Origin of the sequence: Aromatoleum petrolei (assembly GCF_017894385.1) — a bacterium.
Taxonomy (GTDB): Bacteria; Pseudomonadota; Gammaproteobacteria; order Burkholderiales; family Rhodocyclaceae; genus Aromatoleum; species Aromatoleum petrolei.
This window is the reverse complement of sequence record NZ_CP059560.1, coordinates 3,852,501-3,871,707: the sequence shown is the minus strand read 5'-3', so window position 1 is coordinate 3,871,707 and position 19,207 is coordinate 3,852,501. Positions and strand designations below refer to the sequence as shown.

The following is a 19,207-nucleotide window of genomic DNA, read 5'->3' as shown; positions in this document are numbered from 1 at the left end:
GAAGGATTCGGCTCAGGTCTCCTCGCGGTCGGTATGGAGCAGGGAGGCGAACTCCTCGGCCGGCAGCGGCGGGCTGAAGTGGTAGCCCTGCATCTCGTCGCAACCCTGGCGACGCAGCCACTCGAACTGGTCGGCCTCCTCGACGCCTTCCGCGATCACGGACAAACCCAGACTGTGGGCAAGCGACACCACCGCCGCGGTGATTGCGGCATCGGTGCGGTCGGTGGTGATGTCGCGCACGAAGGAACGGTCGATCTTCAAGGCATCGATCGGGAATCCCTTCAGACGGTTGAGACTGGAGTATCCAGTACCGAAGTCGTCGAGTGACAGGCGCACGCCCACGGCCTTGAGCTCGTGCATCGTGGCGATCGCCGCATTGGGGTCCTCCATGAGCATGCTCTCGGTGAGCTCGAGTTCGAGCAGCGCCGGATCAAGCCCGCAGGCCTGCACCGTGCGCGCCACCAGCGCCGCCAGCCCCTCCTGCCGGAACTGGCACGCCGACAGGTTGACCGACATGCGCAGCGGCGCCGCACCACCGTCGAGCCACGCCCTGGCCTGCTCGCACGCATTCCGCAACACCCATTCGCCCATGGGCACGATGATTCCGGTTTCCTCGGCCAGCGGAATGAACCGGGCCGGCGACACCAGCCCCATCTGGGGGTGATGCCAACGTATCAAAGCCTCGGCACCGACGATCCGCAAAGTCCGGACATCGACCTGCGGCTGGAAGTGCAGCACGAACTCGCGGTTCTCCAGCGCCCGGCGCAGCTTTCCCGTCAGCGCAATGCGTTCGGCGGCGTGCGCGTTCATCTCCGCGGCATAGAACTGGAAATTATTGCGCCCCTGGGCTTTCGCCCGGTACAGGGCCGTGTCCGCGTTCATCAGCAGCGTCTGGACGCTGGCGCCGTCGCGCGGGCAGATGCTCGCCCCGATGCTGCACGACACGTACAGCTCGTTGTCGTCCAGCGGGTAGGCCCCCGTCATCGCCTCCTGGATGCGATGAATCGCTGCCGCGACCTGCTCCTCGCCGTCCACCTCCTGCAACACCACGACAAACTCGTCGCCACCGAGGCGCGCAACCGTGTCCTCGTCGCGCACGCACGAGGCCAGGCGCTCGGCAACCGCCTTCAGCAGGCGGTCGCCCGAATTGTGGCCGAGACTGTCATTGACGTACTTGAAGTGATCCAGATCGAGGAACAGGATTGCAGCGTTGCGACGGTAGCGCTGCGCGCGCCCGATCACCTGCTGCAGGCGGTCGGTAAGCAGCGCCCGGTTGGGCAAACCCGTCAGGCTGTCGTGGCCGGCCTGGTATTCAAGTTGCGCTTGGTAACGCTTGCGGTCCGCCATGGTCCGCAGCGAGACGATGCCATACGCCAGGTTTTCCGCGAGCTTGCCGAGCAGTTCGACTTCCTCGCTGTCGAACGCATCCGTCTCGTCGGCATAGATCGCCAGCACCCCCAGCACCTGCCCGTCCTTGCACAACGGCAGGCCGACGCAGGCGTGATAGTCCCGTGCCAGCGCTTCATGGCTGCGCACGAAGGTCTCGTCGTCGCCGATGTTGTTCACCACCACCGGTCGCCCGGTGCGCACCGCCCTGCCGATCGGGCCGTTCTCGCGCACCGCGCTGTTCCAGGTGATGTCGAGCGTCTCGAGATAGCCCTGCTCGTAGCCCGCGTGCATGACGGGGCGCACGCTCATGCGCTCGTCGCGTTCGGCGAAGCCCGCCCACGCCAGGCGATAGCCGCCGGTCCGCGTGATCGTGTTGCAGATGTGGCGCAGCAACTCGTTCTCCTCCCCGATCCGCACCAACGCTTCATGGCAATGCGTCAGCAGCCTGAGCGTGCGATTTAGCTTGTGCAGCATGCGCTCGGTCTGCTTGCGCTCGGTGAGGTTCTCCTTCACCGCGACCAGATGGGTGATGCGGTCGTGCGCGTCACGGATCGGCGATGCCACCATGTGCGCCCAGTACAGCTCGCCGTTTTTCTGCCGATTCAGGAGTTCGCCGCGCCACACCTTGCCGTCGCACAGGGAGGCCCACAGGTCCTTGTAGATCCGGGCCGGGGTATTGCCGGAACTGAACATGCGCGGCGATTTCCCCAGCACCTCGTGCGCCTCGTAGCCGGTCACGCGGGTCACGCTCGGGTTCACGTATTCGATGCGACCGTTACGGTCGGTAATGACCACCAGCGACGGACTCTGCTCGACGGCGCGCGACAGCACCCGCAGATGTTCGACTGAGCGGCGACGCTCGGTGACGTCACGAATCACGCTGACGATGATCCGCCCGCGGTCGGCCGTGTCGGACAACAGGACAGCCTGCATGTCCACCCAGCGCTGCGTACCACCAAAGCCGACGATCTCGAACTCGAGCGCGACCGGAGTGTTGGCGGAGATCTGACCGGACAAGCGGCGCAGCGCGCGGAAGTGCTTCCTCGGCACCACCTCCCGCACCTTGCGCCCGACGATGTCGTTCGACTGCTCGGCTTCGATCATCGCGAGCCCGGAGCGATTGATGCTCAGCACCCTTCCGTGCTCGTCGATCATCGCGACGCAGTCCGGCACCGTATCGACGACCGCCTGCAGCAGGCTTTCCCGATTCTCCAGCTGCCGGCGGTCGTGGTCGATGCGCTGCATGCAGTGTGCGGTCTGCTCGGCGAGCACATTCAGGTCCGCCGCGAGCTGGCCGATCTCGCCATGGCCCGCGATCGCCAGTCGCGGGGAGAAATCGCCGCAGGCAAAGCGCCGGCTTACTGCCGACAGCTTGCGCAACGGGACGAGGATGTGACGTCGCACGGCAAGCAACGCAAGCCCCAGAAAAAGGGCATCGAGCACTACCAGCCCATGCATGTAGAACCTGGCGTCTCGCTCTTCCTCGTTCGCATGGTGCGTCAGTCCGGCGACCACCGCTTCGAGATTGCTCAGGAGGATCGCGGCGTCGTTGACCAGATGCTCGACATCGATCCGCGAAAGATCCCGCTTGCCGTCCGGACGCAGCAGGACGGTTATGTCGGCGCTGTAGTCCGCCCACGTATCACGGACGATACGCAGTGCGCCGATGATCGCAGGAGGCGACACCCGGACGGCATAACCGAAGGCATCCCTCCCCTGCTCGAGCGCCGTGAGCCCCGTCTCGAACTCGCGCACTGCCAAATCCGCCTGCTCTCGGCTCGCGAATCCCTCATGCGCGAGGACGCCCTGGAGCGCGATACGCTGGCTGAGCATGCGCATGCGCCCGGCCACGTTGATCGTGTCGGCGACGTGGTGGAGTCTTTGCAGCAGGCTGTCGATGATCGTCGCGTTGGCCACGATCAGGGACAGGAACAGCACGGACGCCAACGCGAACTTGATTCCCAGCCCCGGGGATTGGAATTGTGCAGAGGTCGTCATGTCGTGCATGTTTCCGGTCTCTTCCGTCTCGATCAGGCGTTGCCGCGACACCCAGTGTCGCGCCCACGTACGACGTCTGCCCCGGCGCAAGGCCGAGCGGCACGACCACGGAAAACCGGTCTATCGGACGAGCCCGGGCCGCGTTTCACGTCGGTCTGCCCACACGGCAAGACCGCGCCCGAAACGGGATTCAGAAATCCTGTGAATTACCCCCTTTGCGGTCAGGCTCCATGCAAAGCACGGGCTCCCGAACGTGCAAAACGGGTTGTCTCCAGTTTTCTTGTATTTTTTCGACCGCCGTTTCGCCCAACGCACATTCGTCTCGCCGGGATAGGCGGCGCATCGAGGTCGCGCGCTGAACCACCATGAACAGGCGATCCGGAGAACCGGATCAACCGAACGGCACTCACGCAGGCAGTCGTGCGCACACTATGGGTGCTCGGCCGTGACGGGTCCATACCTCTTTCAGCCGATCGGACGTATCCCGAAGTACCTACAACCGGCTCTTCCGTTTGCCCGCCACTACGTCTTTCAGACTATTGACAGAGCAAATACCGAATGGAAGCCCCTGCGGATCAAGCGCCACACGGATGGCCCGCGCCGCTCAGTCGTGCACGGCCGCGGCATACCCTCCGCCCGGAAGCGTCTGCCGTTCGCCGACCCGATGCAGGCGCGCGTGCGTGCGCCGCAGGCCGAACCAGGTCGCGCCGGCGACGAGCGGAAGCGCCAACCCGACCGCCTGGTCCACCGGCACTCCGACACCCCAGCCCTTTAACGCCTTCAGCGCATACGCGGCGAGCCCGACCCCGTAGTACGAGATCGCGACCACCGACAAACCCTCGACCGCCTGCTGCAACCTCAACTGCAGGCGTGCGCTGCGACTCAGGCTTTCGAGCACGCCCTGATTCTGCCGCTCCTGCGCGAGATTGACACGCGTGCGCAGCATGTCATTGGCGCGACTCACCTTGTGGGCGAGCGCCTCCTGCCGCACGGATACCGACACGCAGGTATCCATCGCCGGCGCGAGACGCCGCTCCATGAACTCGCCTATCGTCGGCACGCCTTCGACGCGCTGCTCACGCAGCTCGCCGATACGCGCCTGCACGATGCGGTAGTAGGCCTGCGCAGCGCTGAAGCGATAGACGGTCTCGTGCGCCATCGCCCGCATGCGCGCATCCAGTCGCGAGATCTCGTGCAGCAGCTGCTCGGCATCGCCGTCGATCTCGAGTTCGCACATGCGCGTCCCGACGCGACCAAGGTCCTCATCGATGGCGTCGAGGCTGGCGGTGCCCTCGCGTGCGAGCGGCAGCGCAAGCAAGGCCATCATCAGGTAGGTCTCGATCTCGCAGATCCGCTGCACGAGCCGGCCCATCTGCGCCTCGCGCAAACCCGTGTCGCGCACCAGATAGCGCGAGAAGCCGTCCGGCCCGACCTGGAAGTCGGTCCAGATCTCGCCGCCCGAGAGTACACGGCTGCCGACGAGGGGCGGCATCGAGAACAGCGTGTGCAGCCGTTCGTCGGCGAGGTCGAGCGGCTCGCCGCTCTCCGCGAGGATGTGCGAGGCGACGATGACGGAGGCGCCGAGCGATTCGAGCCAGTCCATCGGCACGTGACGCATCGCCGTCTGCACGAAGTCCCCCCCGCCGCGCCCGGAATCGACGAAGGTGAAGGTGGCGAATTCGGTGTGCCGCTCCCACTTGACGCGGAAGTGGCCGAAATCGTGGAAGAAGTGCTGCGCGCCGGACTTGGGGCCCGATACCCCGAAGCGCGCGCACAACGCATGCAATGTGCGCTCGTGCCAATCGCCACCTTGGCCACCTCCGTCCTCCTCACAATGGAGCGCGAGGTGGGACACCCGCGCCGGCGCGGCGATGACCATGAAAGGGCGGGAGTGGATCTCGCTCGCGAGCGCGAGCCGCTGCGGGTGATTCAGACTGCGGGGAAGATTCATCGCGGAATATCGCGACGGGCGCGCGGAGCTTCGTCCGGTGCAGGACCGCCCGGCTCCACGCGCCCGCCGAACGCTCAGTTGTAGCCGAGCACGATCACGGCGGCGAGATCGCGGCGCTCCGCCTCGACCTGAGTGGCGTAATCCTCGCTGCGCGGGTCGACACGGCGCTTGAGCCGGTTGGCGAGTTCGCTGCCGACCTTTGGGCCGACCTGGCCGGCGATGAAAGCGAAGTCCTTGATGCTTGCCTGTTGCTGGGGAATCATTGCTGCAATCTCCGATTCGAGCGTCTTGAAAAGAAGGAAATCAATCGGCCTACCCGGAGCGATGCTCCTCATTCCCTGTCCACGTACTGGCGTTGTTTGTCGTTATAGGGGTGCCGACTGGCCGAGGCGAATTCTTGTTCAAGCGCCGGACATGCTCAAACGAAATAAACTACGAAGATCATGACTCGGAGGAAGTACCCATGCGCCGGCGCATCCCCAGCATCGAGGCGCTCGTTGCATTCGACGCCGCCGCGCGCCACCTGAGTTTCACGCGCGCAGCCGACGCGCTGTCGCTCACGCAGAGCGCGGTCTGCAAGCAGATCGCGTCGCTGGAGGATTATCTCGGCGTGCCGCTGTTCAACCGTATCAAGAAGCGCATCTCGCTGACCGAGGCCGGAGCGATCTACGCAAAGCGCATTGCCGAAGACCTCGATCGCCTCGAGCGCCATACGGTTTCACTGATGTCGCACCGCGGCGAGCGCAACGTGCTGGAACTCGCAGTGATCCCGACCTTCGGTTCGCGCTGGCTGATTCCGCGGCTCGCCCACTTTCACGCGGCCAATCCGGAAATCACGGTGAACCTGACCACGCGTTCCGACCCCTTCGTTTTCACGGAGACGGCATTCGATGCGGCGGTCCATTTCGGCTCGCCCGCCTGGCCGGGCGCAATCTCACACCCGCTCTTCGGCGAGGAGTTGGTGCCGGTGTGCAGCCCGGCGCTGCTGCGCGACCATCCCTGCACGGAACCGCGCGAGCTCGCGCGCCTGCCGCTGCTGCATCAGGTGAATCGTCACGCCGCGTGGCAGCGCTGGTTCGAAGCGGCAGGCGTGAAGGACGTCGACGCGATGGGCGGCCCGCGCTTCGACCTGTTCTCGATGCTCGTGGAGGCGGCCAGCGCGGGACTGGGCGTGGCGCTCGTGCCGCGCTTTCTCGCACTCAGCGAATTGGAATCGGGGAAGCTCGTCATCCCATTCCATCTGCCGCTGCCGTCCGAGACGGGCTACCACCTCGTCTACCCCGACCCGCCGAGCACGAACCCGGCGCTGCGCCGTTTTACCGACTGGCTGCTGGCCGAAGCGGCCGCCTACCGGCGCGCGCAGACGCCCGCATCGGAACGCGCGGCGTAAGGACGGCGGAAGGAAACCCTTGCCTCCGGAGCGGTACGGATGGCCGAGCGCCGCGGAGGGCCGGCCTCACGTCGACGCCGCCCCGATTTGCCTCAGGCCACCTGCAACTCGCGAACCACTGCTCGCGGCGCAGCGGCGACCGGCACCGAGCCGAACAGGTTCTTCGGGTCGGCCAGGTCGGGAATCAGCGAGATCTCCTCCTTGACACCCAGCTCCATCGCCAGATCGCCCATGAAGCGCAGCGCCGAGAAGTCCTCCAGCGCGAAGCCCACCGAGTCGAACACCGTCACTTCGTCCGCCAACAGGCGCCCCGGCACCTTGCCCGAAAGCACGTTCCACAACTCAATCACCTCGAAGTCCGCCGGCATCTGCTGCATGTCACCCTCGACGCGCGACTGCGGCTCGAATTCGCAGAACACGCGACCCATGCGCAGCACGTCGGCATGCAGCTCGGTCTTGCCCGGGCAGTCGCCGCCGACACCGTTGATGTGCATGCCCGGCTCGATCATGTCGGCGGTCAGGATCGTCGCATTGGTCTTGTCGGCCGTCACGGTGGTGACGATGTCGCAGCCCTTCACGGCGTCCCGCGTGCTGCTAAAGCGCTTCGCAGAGAGGCCCATGCGGTCGAGATTGCGCATCAGCTTGTCGGTCGCCGCGGAATCCACGTCGTAAAGATGGAACTCGGTGATGCCCAGCAGGTGGTGAAAGGCCAACGCCTGGAACTCGCTCTGCGCGCCGTTACCGATGAGCGCCATGCGCTTGCTGTCGGGACGCGCCAGCACGCGTGCGGCCATCGCCGAGGTCGCGGCGGTGCGCAGTGCGGTGGTCAGGGTCAGCTCGCTGACGAGCGTCGGCGCGCCGGTGTCGACGTCGGCCAGCACGCCAAAGGCCATCACCGTGCTCAGGCCGAAGCGATGATTCTTCGGATGACCATTCACGTACTTGAAGGAGTACAGGGAGTCGTCCGAGATCGGCATCAGTTCGATCACACCGTCGTCCGAATGGTTGGCGACACGGGCGGTCTTCTCGAACTCGTTCCAGCGCAGGAAGTCGGCCCGGATGTACTCGGCCATACCCGCGAGACAGTTCGCGAGACCTTTGGCAGCGACGAGCTCTGCGGCGCGCTCGGCACTGAGGAAGCGGGTGGGGATGCGGTTACTCGTTCTCATGGTCTCGTCCTCACTGGTGTATGGCGTGATGCCTTGTGATTCACTGAGGACATGATCGACCAGTTCCGCGTCAATAAAAATGACACCAACTGTGCTATTTTGATAAAAAAGTGGTCATTTCGATAACCATTACTGACAGTTCGACAAAATGGACAGCCTGGACCAGCAACTGATCAGCCTCCTGCGCAACGACGCGCGGATGAGCGTCGCGAACCTCGCACACAAGTTGAAGGTGTCGCGCGGCACCGTCACGAACCGCATCACCAAGCTCGAAAACGACGGGATCATCGTCGGCTACACGGTGAAGCTACGGCCCGACTCGCAGCCGAACGAGATCCGCGCGTGGATGAGCATCGTCGTCGCCGGCAACGAGACGCGCTCCGTGATCGCCAGCCTGCTCGGCGAGCCGGGCGTCGCATCGCTGCACGACACCAACGGCCGCTGGGACCTGCTCGCGGAGCTGCGCGCGGAGAACCTCACGGAGCTGTCGAACGTGCTCGAACGCATCCGGTTGATCCGCAGCATCCAGCACACGGAAACCAGCATCCACCTCGCGAGCTACCGCGGCGAAAGCTCCTGAGCGATGGGCGCAGCCTTCAGGGCGCACTGCTGACGCGCCAGTCGAAGTCCGTCAGCCCTGCACCGGCCGGCTGGAGGGCGACTTCCAGAGTCACGCCTCCGCCGTTCTTCCACAGCATTCCCCGATCCGCCCCGGCTGCAAGCCTCGACAGCTTCCGCCCCTCGCCCGGCGTTTTCCTCTCGGCGACCGGGTGTCTCCGTCCAATCTCCATCTGTCTATACATTTCTAATTAGCCCCAAGCTGACACTGGCGACCGACGCACGGACACGAGGAGGAAGTAATCTCACCCGCGCCCCGAAGCGATCTCGCCACCCCTGCGATCCTGCGCCAGGCGCCCAACATTCTGAGCGTTAGCGGCAGAATCGCAGAGCGGCGATGGCACCGGAATCCGGATGGGCAGTTCCGCAAAAATTTCTTCTTGACGCCTCGTCGTAGCGATTCTATTGTATATACAACATCGCAAACACAGAGGCTCACCGATGCCCCCGGCTCACCCCCGTCTGCTCTGGCGCGATCTGACGATCTTCGACGGCAGACATCAACTCCCCGCACCGATGGCGGTACTGGTCGATCGTGGCCGCATCGCGAGGCTGTGCGCGAGCGATGCGCTGACTGCCGCCGACCTCGACGGCGCAACGGAAATGGGCCGCGGCGGCGTCATGACCCCCGGCCTCATCGACTGCCATACCCACCTCGTGTTCGCCGGCAACCGCGCCGACGAGTTCGCCCGCCGCCTCGCAGGCGCGAGCTATGCCGAGATCGCCCAGTCCGGCGGCGGCATCCTCAGCACCGTGCGCGCGACGCGTGCAGCCAGCGAGGACGAACTCCTCGCCACGGCCCTGCCGCGGCTCGGCGCCCTGATGGCCGACGGCGTCACCACGGTGGAGATCAAGTCCGGCTACGGCCTCACGGTGGCCGACGAGCTGAAGATGCTGCGCGTCGCGCGGCGCCTGGGAGAGACCTTGCCCGTGCGCGTCGCGACGACGCTGCTCGGTGCCCACGCCCTCCCCCCCGAATACCAGGACGACAAGGATGGCTACATCCGCCTCGTTTGCGAGGAGATGATCCCCGCCGCCGCATCCGAAGGACTCGCCGACGCGGTCGACGTGTTCTGCGAGGGCATCGCGTTCAGCCCCGCGCAATGCGAACGCGTGTTCGAGGCCGCCGCGCGCCACGGCCTGCACGTGAAGGCGCACGCCGAGCAGCTCTCGAACCTTGGCGGCGGGGCGCTCGCGGCGCGCCACGGTGCGCTGTCGGCCGACCACGTCGAGTACCTCGACGAAGTCGGTGTGCGCGCCCTGGCCGAAGCCGGCACGGTCGCGACGCTCCTGCCGGGCGCCTTTCTGACGCTGCGCGAAACGCAGTTGCCGCCGGTCGACGCCCTGCGCCGCCACGGCGTGCCCATCGCCGTCGCAACCGACGCCAACCCCGGCAGTTCCCCGATGTTCATGCCCACCTTGATGCTCAACCTCGCCTGCACGCTGTTCCGCCTGACCCCGTGCGAGGCTCTCGCGGGCATGACCGCCAACGCCGCCCGCGCGCTCGGGCTGACCGACGGCGGGCGCATCGCCGAGGGGCTGCGCGCGGATCTGTGCGTGTGGGACGTCTCAAGCCCCAACGAGCTCGCCTACGCGGTGCAGCCGGGACGCCTGCGCCAGCGCGTCTTCGACGGGAGGCTCACCGATGAGCGCTGACCGCATCGACACGGCCCCCTGGACCGGGCGCACCGATCCGGAGGCCGACACCCTGCGCTGGCATCAGGCGATCCGCCCGCTCGGGGCCGCTGCGCCCGGCGTGGCCGTCCTCGGCTTCGCGTGCGACGAGGGCGTGCGCCGCAATCACGGCCGCTCCGGCGCAGCGGCGGCTCCCACGGCGATCCGCAAGGCACTCGCGAACCTCGCCTGGCACCGCGAAGGCCCGGCCTACGACGCGGGCGACGTCTGCTGCGAGGACGGCGATCTCGATGCCGCACAGACACGACTCGCCGAGAACGTCTCCGCCCTGCTCGCCACCGGTCATCTTCCGATCGTCCTCGGCGGCGGTCACGAGGTCGCGTGGGGCAGCTGGCAGGGCCTCGCCCGCCATCTCGCCACACTGGAGAGCGCCCCGCGCATCGGCATCGTCAACTTCGACGCCCATTTCGATCTGCGCGACCCGGCTCATGCGCATTCGTCCGGCACCCCCTTCGCGCAGATCGCCGAGGATTGTGCGGCGCGCGGCTGGCCCTTCCGCTACGCCTGCCTCGGCGTGAGCCGCGCCTCGAACACGCGCGCGCTGTTCCGCCGCGCCACCGAACTCGACGTGCTGATCCGCGAGGACCGCGAGATCACGCCGATGAGCCTCGCGCAGATCGGCCGCGAACTCGATGCCTTCATCGGCGTGTGCGACCACGTCTATCTCACCATCGACCTCGACGTGCTGCCCGCCTGCGAGGCCCCTGGCGTCAGCGCCCCGGCCGCGCGGGGGGTGTCGCTCGCGCTGTTGGAACCGCTCGTCGAGCACGTGCGCGACGGCGACAAACTCCGGCTCGCCGACCTCGCCGAGCTCAACCCTGCATTCGACATCGACCAGCGCACGGCGCGTGTCGCCGCGCGACTGATCCACACCTTGACCCTGAACGGCTGAATCCAAGGCCGTCAAATCCAGACACATCGAAGGAGAACACGATGACCACCCCCATCCCCTGCCACGCCTCCCGCCACGACCCCGGCCGTCACATCGCGGCGCCGACCGGCACCGCGGTCAGCTGCAAGAGTTGGCTCACCGAAGCCCCGCTACGCATGCTGATGAACAACCTCGATCCGAACGTCGCCGAAAACCCCGCCGACCTCGTCGTCTACGGCGGAATCGGCCGCGCCGCGCGCGACTGGGCCTGCTTCGACAAGATCGTCGAAGTCCTGCGCCGGCTGGAGGACAACCAGACCCTGCTGATCCAGTCCGGCAAGCCCGTCGGCGTGTTCGAAACCCACCGTGACGCCCCGCGCGTGCTGCTCGCGAACTCCAACCTCGTCCCCGCCTGGGCGAACTGGGAGCACTTCAACGAGCTCGACCGCAAGGGCCTGATGATGTACGGCCAGATGACCGCCGGCTCCTGGATCTACATCGGCTCGCAGGGCATCGTACAGGGCACATATGAGACCTTCGTCGAAGCCGGACGTCAGCACTACGGCGGCGACCTCGCGGGCCGCTGGGTGCTCACCGCCGGCCTCGGCGGCATGGGCGGCGCGCAACCGCTCGCCGCGACGCTCGCCGGCGCTTGCTCGCTGAACATCGAATGCCAGCAGTCGCGCATCGACTTCCGCCTGCGCACCCGCTACGTCGACGAACAGGCCACGAACCTCGACGACGCACTGGCCCGCATCGCGCGCTACACCCAGCGCGGCGTCGCCAAGTCGATCGCCCTGTGCGGCAACGCGGCCGACATCCTGCCCGAACTCGTGCGCCGCGAGGTACGCCCGGACATGGTCACCGACCAGACCAGCGCCCACGATCCGCTGCACGGCTACCTGCCCTCCGGCTGGACCTGGGACGAATACGTCGCACGCGGCCAACGCGAGCCCGAGGCCGTCGTCGCCGCCGCGAAGCGTTCGATGGCGCAGCACGTGCGCGCGATGCTCGCCTTCAATGAGCGCGGCATCCCGACCTTCGACTACGGCAACAACATCCGCCAGATGGCCTTCGAGGAAGGCGTGACCAACGCCTTCGATTTCCCGGGCTTCGTGCCCGCCTACATCCGCCCGCTGTTCTGCGAGGGCATCGGCCCCTTCCGCTGGGTCGCGCTCTCCGGCGATCCCGAGGATATCTACAAGACCGACGCCAAGGTCAAGGAACTGATCCCGGACAACCCGCACCTGCATCACTGGCTCGACATGGCGCGCGAGCGCATCAGCTTCCAGGGCCTGCCCGCGCGCATCTGCTGGGTCGGCCTGAAGGACCGCGCCCGCCTCGGCCAGGCCTTCAACGAGATGGTCGCCAAGGGCGAGCTGAAGGCCCCGATCGTGATCGGCCGCGACCACCTCGACTCGGGTTCGGTCGCGAGCCCCAACCGCGAGACCGAGAGCATGCTCGACGGCTCGGATGCAGTCTCCGACTGGCCGCTGCTGAATGCGCTGCTCAACACCGCCGGCGGCGCGACCTGGGTCTCGCTGCACCACGGCGGCGGCGTCGGCATGGGCTACTCTCAACATGCGGGTGTCGTGATCGTCGCCGACGGCACGCCCGAAGCCCACGCCCGCCTCGGCCGCGTGCTGCGCAATGACCCGGGCACCGGCGTGATGCGTCACGCCGATGCCGGCTACGATATTGCCCGCGACTGCGCGCGCGACAACGGGCTGGACCTGCCCATGCTCGACGCCGTGAAAGGAGCCTGAGGTGACCGAAATGACTTTCGACCCGAGCATTGAACTCACGCTCGTCCCCGGCGAGCTGACGCTGGCCCAGTTGCGCCAAGCCTACGAGCACCCGATCCGCGTCACCCTGCCCGACAGCGCCTCCGACGCCATCGAACGCAGCGTTGCCTGCGTGCGCCGCGTGATCGACGAGGACCGCGTCGCCTACGGCATCAACACCGGCTTCGGCCTGCTCGCGCAGACCCGCATCGCGCACGAGGACCTCGAGATCCTGCAGCGCTCGCTGGTGCTGTCGCACGCCTGCGGCGTCGGCGAAGCCCTCGACGACGCAACCGTGCGCCTGATCATGCTGCTCAAGGTGAATAGCCTCGCCCGCGGCTTCTCCGGCATCCGCCGCCGGGTCATCGACGCGCTGATCGCCCTGCTCAATGTGGGCGTCTATCCCGAGATCCCGGCTAAGGGCTCGGTCGGCGCCTCGGGTGACCTCGCCCCGCTCGCCCACCTGTCGCTCACGCTGCTCGGCGAAGGCCGTGCGCGCCATCAGGGCAAATGGCTGCACGCCGTCGAGGCGCTCGCCGTGGCCGGACTCGAGCCGCTGACGCTGGCCGCCAAGGAAGGCCTCGCGCTCCTCAACGGCACGCAAGTCTCCACCGCTTACGCGCTGCGCGGCCTCTTCGACGCCGAAGATCTGTTCGCTGCCTCCACCGTCTGCGGCAGCCTCACCGTCGAAGCCGCGCTCGGCTCGCGCGTGCCGTTCGACGCCCGCATCCACGCCGCGCGCGGCCAGCGCGGCCAGATCGACGCGGCCGCGGCCTACCGCCACCTGCTGGAGGACACCAGCGAGATCGCGCAGTCGCACGTCGCCTGCGGCAAGGTGCAGGACCCCTACTCGCTGCGCTGCCAACCGCAGGTCATGGGCGCCTGCCTCACGCAAGTCCGCCAGGCCGCCGAGGTGCTGGCGGTTGAAGCCAACGCGGTGTCCGACAACCCACTGGTGTTCGCCGACGAAGACGACATCCTCTCCGGCGGCAACTTCCATGCCGAACCCGTGGCGATGGCCGCCGACAACCTCGCGCTCGCCATCGCCGAAATCGGCGCACTCGCCGAGCGGCGGATCTCGCTGATGATGGACAAGAACATGTCCCAGTTGCCCGCCTTCCTCGTCGCCAACGGCGGCGTGAACTCAGGCTTCATGATCGCGCAGGTCACCGCCGCCGCCCTCGCCAGCGACAACAAGGCGCTCGCCCATCCGGCCAGCGTCGACAGCCTGCCGACCTCGGCCAACCAGGAAGACCACGTCTCGATGGCCCCCAATGCCGGCCGCCGCCTGTGGGCGATGGCCGACAACGTGCGCGGCATCCTCGCCGTCGAATGGCTCGCCGCCTGCCAGGGCCTCGACTTCCGCGACGGTCACAAGAGTTCGCCGAAGCTGGAAGAGGCGCGTGCCGCGCTACGTGCAAAGGTGCCGTTCTATGAGGTCGACCGCTACTTCGCGCCCGACATTGCTGCTGCGACGAACCTGCTCCAGACACGCGTGCTGTCCGGCCTGATGCCCCGCGGCCTGCTACCCTCGCTCACGTAGCCCCATCGCCAACGACCCGCCGGGCTCCTCGCGCAACCGGGGCCCGGACCGTCACCCACATTGCATGCCACCCGAGGTCGCCGGCTGTATGATGGCGAATATCACATTCGCTGCAAAAGGAACGGCCGTGGCCAGCCCTGTCCCCCGCTACCGCCAGATCGAGGAATTTCTGCTCGAAAAGATTCGCAGCGGCACCTATCCGGTCAATCACCAGATCCCGCCGGAAGAACAGCTCGCTCGCGATTTCCACGTCAGCCGCATGACCGCCAACAAGGCGATCCGCGATCTCGTCCAGGGCGGATACCTCGTGCGTCAGCCAGGGCTCGGCACCTTCGTCACCGACCGCAAGGCCGAGTCCTCCCTCCACGAAGTGCTCAATATCGCAGCCGAGGTCCGCGGCCGCGGCAATACATACGGCAACACCGTACTGTCCCGCGAGGCCATCGAGGCCGACGATGAAGTTGCCCTTCGTCTCGGCGTTCGCCTCGGCACCCGAGTCTTCCACACCATGATCGTTCATCGCGAAAACGACGTGCCGATCCAGCTCGAGGAACGTTTCGTCAATCCCAAGTGGGTACCCGACTACCTCAAGACCGATTTTTCGCGCCACACCCCGAACGAAGTCCTCGTCGCAGCCTGCCCGATCTCCGATGTTGAACACGTCGTCGAGGCCATCCTCGCGGACCCGCAGACCGCGGCCGCGCTCGACATCACCACCATCACCCCGTGCCTGTTGATGATTCGGCGCACTTGGTCCGACGAACACCTCATCAGCTACGCACGCCTGACTCACCCCGGAGACCGCTACAAACTGCGCTCCACGCTGCGCACCCGCCTTTGACGCCACACCTGGCGAATCGCAACGGTGCCCGTACACCTGAGACACGGCGGAACACACCCGTTCCGCCTCGAACGTGTCCTACTCGTTGGGCATCGCCATCACCATCCACGCCACGCCGAATCGGTCGGTAAGCATGCCGAAGCGCGGAGACCAGAAAGTCCTCTCGAGTGCCATCTGAACTTGTCCGCCGTCAGCGAGCGCAGCGAAGACACGCTCCGCTTCAGCCTCGTCCGGGAGGCTCGCGGTCAGCGCAAAGCCGCGAAAGCCCGGTCCGCCCGTGCAGGGGCCATCCGATACCATCACCTCGGTCTCGCCGACGCGTAGATTCGCGTGCATCACCTTGTCCTCGAATCCCGGCGGCAAAGCACCAGGGGGCGGCGGATCCGGGCTATCACGAAAACGCATCAACATCGTCACCTCAGCCCCGAGCACCTCCCGATAGAACGCTATCGCCTCGTCACAACGACCATCGAAAAACAGGTACGGTTGAACCAGCATCACATTCCTCCTCTCACACACCAACGAACCGACGACGCCCTCCTGCTCCGTATCGCGCACGCGAGACGCTGGGCACGCGCCGCCCCGTCTGTCAGGCGACACCGTTATCCCCCTTGCTCAATACGCACGTCCTACCTGACGCCAATTAGCTTTATATGTGCCAGCATCGAGCCCTGCCAGCACGAAACTGTGACAGTGTTCGACCCCCTCGCGCCATCTACGGGCCGCCAATTCTGGCGCTCCATGTCACGAGGGAAAGACAGTGCGTATCGGAAGGCGCCGAACGTGCCGCAAGCAAGCGAACGGCGTGTGTGGACGTAAAAAAGCCGCTCGACCGGATGAGGTTGAGCGGCTTTTTTGGAATAGTTAGTCTGTCGATGACCTACTTTCGCACTCAAGGAGAGCACTATCATCGGCGCGGTCCTGTTTCACTGTCCTGTTCGGGATGGGAAGGAGTGGTTCCGGGACGCTATGGTCGTCAGACTGTAAGGGGTCACAAAGGGGAGAAGTAGGGAGTGTGTGGGGTGTGTGATTGTATGGCGTGTTGAGTTCGCTGTGATCCAGGGTTATAGGATCAAGCCTCACGGGCAATTAGTATCGGTTAGCTTAACGCATTACTGCGCTTCCACACCCGACCTATCAACGTTGTGGTCTTCAACGACCCTTCAGGGGGCTCGAGGCCCCGGGGAAGTCTCATCTTGAGGCGAGTTTCCCGCTTAGATGCTTTCAGCGGTTATCTCTTCCGTACTTAGCTACCCGGCGATGCGACTGGCGTCACAACCGGTACACCAGGGGTACGTCCACTCCGGTCCTCTCGTACTAGGAGCAGGTCCTCTCAAACTTCCAGCGCCCACGGCAGATAGGGACCAAACTGTCTCACGACGTTTTAAACCCAGCTCACGTACCACTTTAAATGGCGAACAGCCATACCCTTGGGACCGGCTACAGCCCCAGGATGTGATGAGCCGACATCGAGGTGCCAAACTCCGCCGTCGATGTGAACTCTTGGGCGGAATCAGCCTGTTATCCCCAGAGTACCTTTTATCCGTTGAGCGATGGCCCTTCCATACAGAACCACCGGATCACTATGACCTGCTTTCGCACCTGCTCGACTTGTCGGTCTCGCAGTCAAGCCGCCTTTTGCCATTGCACTATCAGTACGATGTCCGACCGTACCTAGGCGACCTTCGTACTCCTCCGTTACCTTTTGGGAGGAGACCGCCCCAGTCAAACTGCCTGCCATGCACGGTCCCCGACCCGGATTCACGGGCCCAGGTTAGAACCTCAACGACACCAGGGTGGTATTTCAAGGTTGGCTCCACGGCAACTGGCGTCACCGCTTCAAAGCCTCCCACCTATCCTACACAAGTCCCGTCAAAGTCCAATGCAAAGCTACAGTAAAGGTTCATGGGGTCTTTCCGTCTAGCCGCGGGGAGATTGCATCTTCACAAACATTTCAACTTCGCTGAGTCTCAGGAGGAGACAGTGTGGCCATCGTTACGCCATTCGTGCAGGTCGGAACTTACCCGACAAGGAATTTCGCTACCTTAGGACCGTTATAGTTACGGCCGCCGTTTACCGGGGCTTCGATCAAGAGCTTGCACCCCATCACTTAACCTTCCGGCACCGGGCAGGCGTCACACCCTATACGTCCACTTTCGTGTTTGCAGAGTGCTGTGTTTTTAATAAACAGTCGCAGCCACCGATTCTCTGCGGCCCCTTCGCCCTTCGGATGTACTCCTACAAGCTAATGGGGCATACCTTCTCCCGAAGTTACGGTATCAATTTGCCGAGTTCCTTCTCCTGAGTTCTCTCAAGCGCCTTAGAATTTTCTTCCTGCCCACCTGTGTCGGTTTGCGGTACGGTCGATTTTAGACTGAAGCTTAGAGGCTTTTCCTGGAAGCATGGTATCAATCACTTCGGTCTCGAAGAGACCTCGTCATCACGCCTTGGCTCAGCCCCGCGGATTTGCCTACGGGGCACGCCTACACGCTTAAACCGGGACGTCCAACACCCGGCTGACCTAACCTTCTCCGTCCCCCCATCGCATCTAAAACCGGTACGGGAATATTGACCCGTTTCCCATCGACTACGCATTTCTGCCTCGCCTTAGGGGCCGACTCACCCTGCGTCGATGAACGTTGCGCAGGAAACCTTGGGCTTTCGGCGAGGGTGCTTTTCACACCCTTTATCGCTACTCATGTCAGCATTCGCACTTCCGATACCTCCAGCATCCCTCTCGAGACACCTTCGCAGGCTTACGGAACGCTCCCCTACCATCTCTTTCGAGATCCGCAGCTTCGGTTCATGGCTTGAGCCCCGTTACATCTTCCGCGCAGGACGACTCGACTAGTGAGCTATTACGCTTTCTTTAAAGGGTGGCTGCTTCTAAGCCAACCTCCTAGCTGTCTATGCCTTCCCACTTCGTTTCCCACTTAGCCATGTATTTGGGACCTTAGCTGGCGGTCTGGGTTGTTTCCCTCTTGTCCCAGGACGTTAGCACCCCAGGACTGTCTGCCGTATATCACTTTGCGGTATTCGGAGTTTGCTATCGCGGGGTAGATCGCAGTGACCCCCCCAACGATTACAGTGCTCTACCCCCGCAAGTGTCCGTACGACGCACTACCTAAATAGTTTTCGGGGAGAACCAGCTATTTCCGGATTTGTTTAGCCTTTCACCCCTATCCACAGCTCATCCCCTAATTTTTCAACATTAGTGGGTTCGGACCTCCAGTACCTGTTACGGCACCTTCATCCTGGCCATGGATAGATCATCCGGTTTCGGGTCTACGCCCAGCAACTATGTCGCCCTTATCAGACTCGGTTTCCCTACGCCTCCCCTATTCGGTTAAGCTCGCTACTGAACGTAAGTCGCTGACCCATTATACAAAAGGTACGCAGTCACCCCACAAGGAGGCTCCCACTGTTTGTATGCATGCGGTTTCAGGATCTATTTCACTCCCCTCCCGGGGTTCTTTTCGCCTTTCCCTCACGGTACTGGTTCACTATCGGTCGATCACGAGTATTTAGCCTTGGAGGATGGTCCCCCCATCTTCAGACAGGATTTCTCGTGTCCCGCCCTACTTGTCGCACGCTCAGACCCGCCACCTACTTTTCGCATACGGGACTATCACCCTGTGTTGTCGGACTTTCCAGACCGTTCTGCTAAGTAAATGGTTTAGTCGTGCAGGCTGCTCCCCGTTCGCTCGCCACTACTTGGGGAATCTCGGTTGATTTCTGTTCCTGCGGCTACTTAGATGTTTCAGTTCGCCGCGTTCGCCTCCTCTGGCCTATGTATTCAGCCAGGGATACTCCAAAAGGAGTGGGTTTCCCCATTCGGACATCGGGGGATCAAAGCTCCATTGCCAGCTCCCCCCCGCTTTTCGCAGGCTTGCACGTCCTTCATCGCCTGTGATCGCCAAGGCATCCACCACATGCACTTAGTCGCTTGATCCTATAA

General features: G+C 64.4%; 13 protein-coding genes and 2 rRNA genes. 7 read left to right on the top strand and 8 right to left on the bottom strand.

Translation table 11 applies throughout. The annotated features are described in order from the left end of the window. Positions 1-12: 12 nt before the first annotated feature. The 3 genes from ToN1_RS17595 to ToN1_RS17585 form a co-directional block, all read right to left on the bottom strand. Positions 13-3,387, bottom strand: coding sequence for an EAL domain-containing protein (locus ToN1_RS17595; RefSeq protein WP_169206254.1), 3,375 nt, complete (start codon positions 3,385-3,387; stop codon positions 13-15). Between the two features lie 604 nt (positions 3,388-3,991). Continuing rightward, on the bottom strand, positions 3,992-5,338 hold the full coding sequence (locus ToN1_RS17590) for a DUF3422 family protein (protein WP_169206253.1): 1,347 nt from the start codon (positions 5,336-5,338) through the stop codon (positions 3,992-3,994). Positions 5,339-5,412: 74 nt separating this feature from the next. Next, positions 5,413-5,601 (bottom strand): hypothetical protein, encoded by a 189-nt coding sequence (locus ToN1_RS17585; RefSeq protein WP_169206252.1) that lies wholly within the window; start codon positions 5,599-5,601, stop codon positions 5,413-5,415. A gap of 200 nt (positions 5,602-5,801) precedes the next feature. Between ToN1_RS17585 and gcvA the strand changes: the two genes are divergently transcribed. Then, on the top strand, positions 5,802-6,728 hold the full coding sequence (gene gcvA, locus ToN1_RS17580; RefSeq protein WP_169206251.1) for a transcriptional regulator GcvA: 927 nt from the start codon (positions 5,802-5,804) through the stop codon (positions 6,726-6,728). Between the two features lie 92 nt (positions 6,729-6,820). On the opposite strand, the gene ToN1_RS17575 is transcribed toward gcvA, so the two are convergent. Further along, entirely contained in the window at positions 6,821-7,897 is a 1,077-nt protein-coding gene (locus ToN1_RS17575) for an ornithine cyclodeaminase (RefSeq protein WP_169206250.1), read from the bottom strand. Between the two features lie 148 nt (positions 7,898-8,045). Between ToN1_RS17575 and ToN1_RS17570 the strand changes: the two genes are divergently transcribed. Further along, a complete protein-coding gene (locus tag ToN1_RS17570) occupies positions 8,046-8,477 on the top strand; it encodes an Lrp/AsnC family transcriptional regulator (RefSeq protein WP_169206249.1) in 432 nt (143 codons plus the stop codon). A gap of 16 nt (positions 8,478-8,493) precedes the next feature. On the opposite strand, the gene ToN1_RS25045 is transcribed toward ToN1_RS17570, so the two are convergent. Continuing rightward, positions 8,494-8,595, bottom strand: coding sequence for a HutD family protein (locus tag ToN1_RS25045; RefSeq protein ID WP_210147850.1), 102 nt, complete (start codon positions 8,593-8,595; stop codon positions 8,494-8,496). A 361-nt stretch (positions 8,596-8,956) separates the two neighbouring features. Between ToN1_RS25045 and hutI the strand changes: the two genes are divergently transcribed. From hutI to hutC, 5 genes are all read left to right on the top strand, one after another. Next, the gene (gene hutI / locus ToN1_RS17560) at positions 8,957-10,171 is read left to right on the top strand and encodes an imidazolonepropionase (protein ID WP_169206247.1); all 1,215 of its coding nucleotides are present in this window, start codon (positions 8,957-8,959) and stop codon (positions 10,169-10,171) included. Beyond that, on the top strand, positions 10,161-11,102 hold the full coding sequence (hutG, locus tag ToN1_RS17555) for a formimidoylglutamase (RefSeq protein ID WP_169206246.1): 942 nt from the start codon (positions 10,161-10,163) through the stop codon (positions 11,100-11,102). The genes hutI and hutG overlap by 11 nt, the downstream gene beginning before the upstream one ends. Before the next feature lie 41 nt (positions 11,103-11,143). Beyond that, on the top strand, positions 11,144-12,847 hold the full coding sequence (gene hutU, locus ToN1_RS17550) for a urocanate hydratase (RefSeq protein ID WP_169206245.1): 1,704 nt from the start codon (positions 11,144-11,146) through the stop codon (positions 12,845-12,847). Positions 12,848-12,857: 10 nt separating this feature from the next. Next, positions 12,858-14,408 carry a histidine ammonia-lyase gene (hutH, locus tag ToN1_RS17545; RefSeq protein WP_210148147.1) on the top strand — a complete coding sequence of 517 codons (1,551 nt, stop codon included), beginning with the start codon at positions 12,858-12,860 and terminating at the stop codon, positions 14,406-14,408. Positions 14,409-14,535: 127 nt separating this feature from the next. Continuing rightward, complete coding sequence (gene hutC, locus ToN1_RS17540; protein WP_169206244.1) at positions 14,536-15,249, top strand: histidine utilization transcriptional repressor HutC; 714 nt, start codon at positions 14,536-14,538, stop codon at positions 15,247-15,249. Between the two features lie 78 nt (positions 15,250-15,327). Here the strand turns inward: hutC and ToN1_RS17535 are convergent, their stop codons facing one another. From ToN1_RS17535 to ToN1_RS17525, 3 genes are all read right to left on the bottom strand, one after another. Beyond that, positions 15,328-15,747, bottom strand: a complete 420-nt coding sequence (locus ToN1_RS17535; RefSeq protein ID WP_169206243.1) for a VOC family protein — start codon at positions 15,745-15,747, stop codon at positions 15,328-15,330. Between the two features lie 369 nt (positions 15,748-16,116). Continuing rightward, a 5S ribosomal RNA gene (gene rrf / locus ToN1_RS17530) occupies positions 16,117-16,230 on the bottom strand. An 87-nt stretch (positions 16,231-16,317) separates the two neighbouring features. Further along, a 23S ribosomal RNA gene (locus ToN1_RS17525) occupies positions 16,318-19,201 on the bottom strand. Positions 19,202-19,207 lie beyond the last annotated feature (6 nt).

What these genes read in the sequence shown, in the direction of transcription:
- ToN1_RS17535 (WP_169206243.1), bottom strand. Translation starts at nt 15,747, where the DNA reads ATGCTGGTTCAACCGTACCTGTTTTTCGATGGTCGTTGTGACGAGGCG.
- ToN1_RS17585 (WP_169206252.1), bottom strand. Translation starts at nt 5,601, where the DNA reads ATGATTCCCCAGCAACAGGCAAGCATCAAGGACTTCGCTTTCATCGCC.
- hutH (WP_210148147.1), top strand. Translation starts at nt 12,858, where the DNA reads ATGACTTTCGACCCGAGCATTGAACTCACGCTCGTCCCCGGCGAGCTG.
- ToN1_RS17575 (WP_169206250.1), bottom strand. Translation starts at nt 7,897, where the DNA reads ATGAGAACGAGTAACCGCATCCCCACCCGCTTCCTCAGTGCCGAGCGC.
- gcvA (WP_169206251.1), top strand. Translation starts at nt 5,802, where the DNA reads ATGCGCCGGCGCATCCCCAGCATCGAGGCGCTCGTTGCATTCGACGCC.
- hutI (WP_169206247.1), top strand. Translation starts at nt 8,957, where the DNA reads ATGCCCCCGGCTCACCCCCGTCTGCTCTGGCGCGATCTGACGATCTTC.
- ToN1_RS17570 (WP_169206249.1), top strand. Translation starts at nt 8,046, where the DNA reads ATGGACAGCCTGGACCAGCAACTGATCAGCCTCCTGCGCAACGACGCG.
- ToN1_RS25045 (WP_210147850.1), bottom strand. Translation starts at nt 8,595, where the DNA reads ATGCTGTGGAAGAACGGCGGAGGCGTGACTCTGGAAGTCGCCCTCCAG.
- hutG (WP_169206246.1), top strand. Translation starts at nt 10,161, where the DNA reads ATGAGCGCTGACCGCATCGACACGGCCCCCTGGACCGGGCGCACCGAT.
- ToN1_RS17595 (WP_169206254.1), bottom strand. Translation starts at nt 3,387, where the DNA reads ATGACGACCTCTGCACAATTCCAATCCCCGGGGCTGGGAATCAAGTTC.
- ToN1_RS17590 (WP_169206253.1), bottom strand. Translation starts at nt 5,338, where the DNA reads ATGAATCTTCCCCGCAGTCTGAATCACCCGCAGCGGCTCGCGCTCGCG.
- hutU (WP_169206245.1), top strand. Translation starts at nt 11,144, where the DNA reads ATGACCACCCCCATCCCCTGCCACGCCTCCCGCCACGACCCCGGCCGT.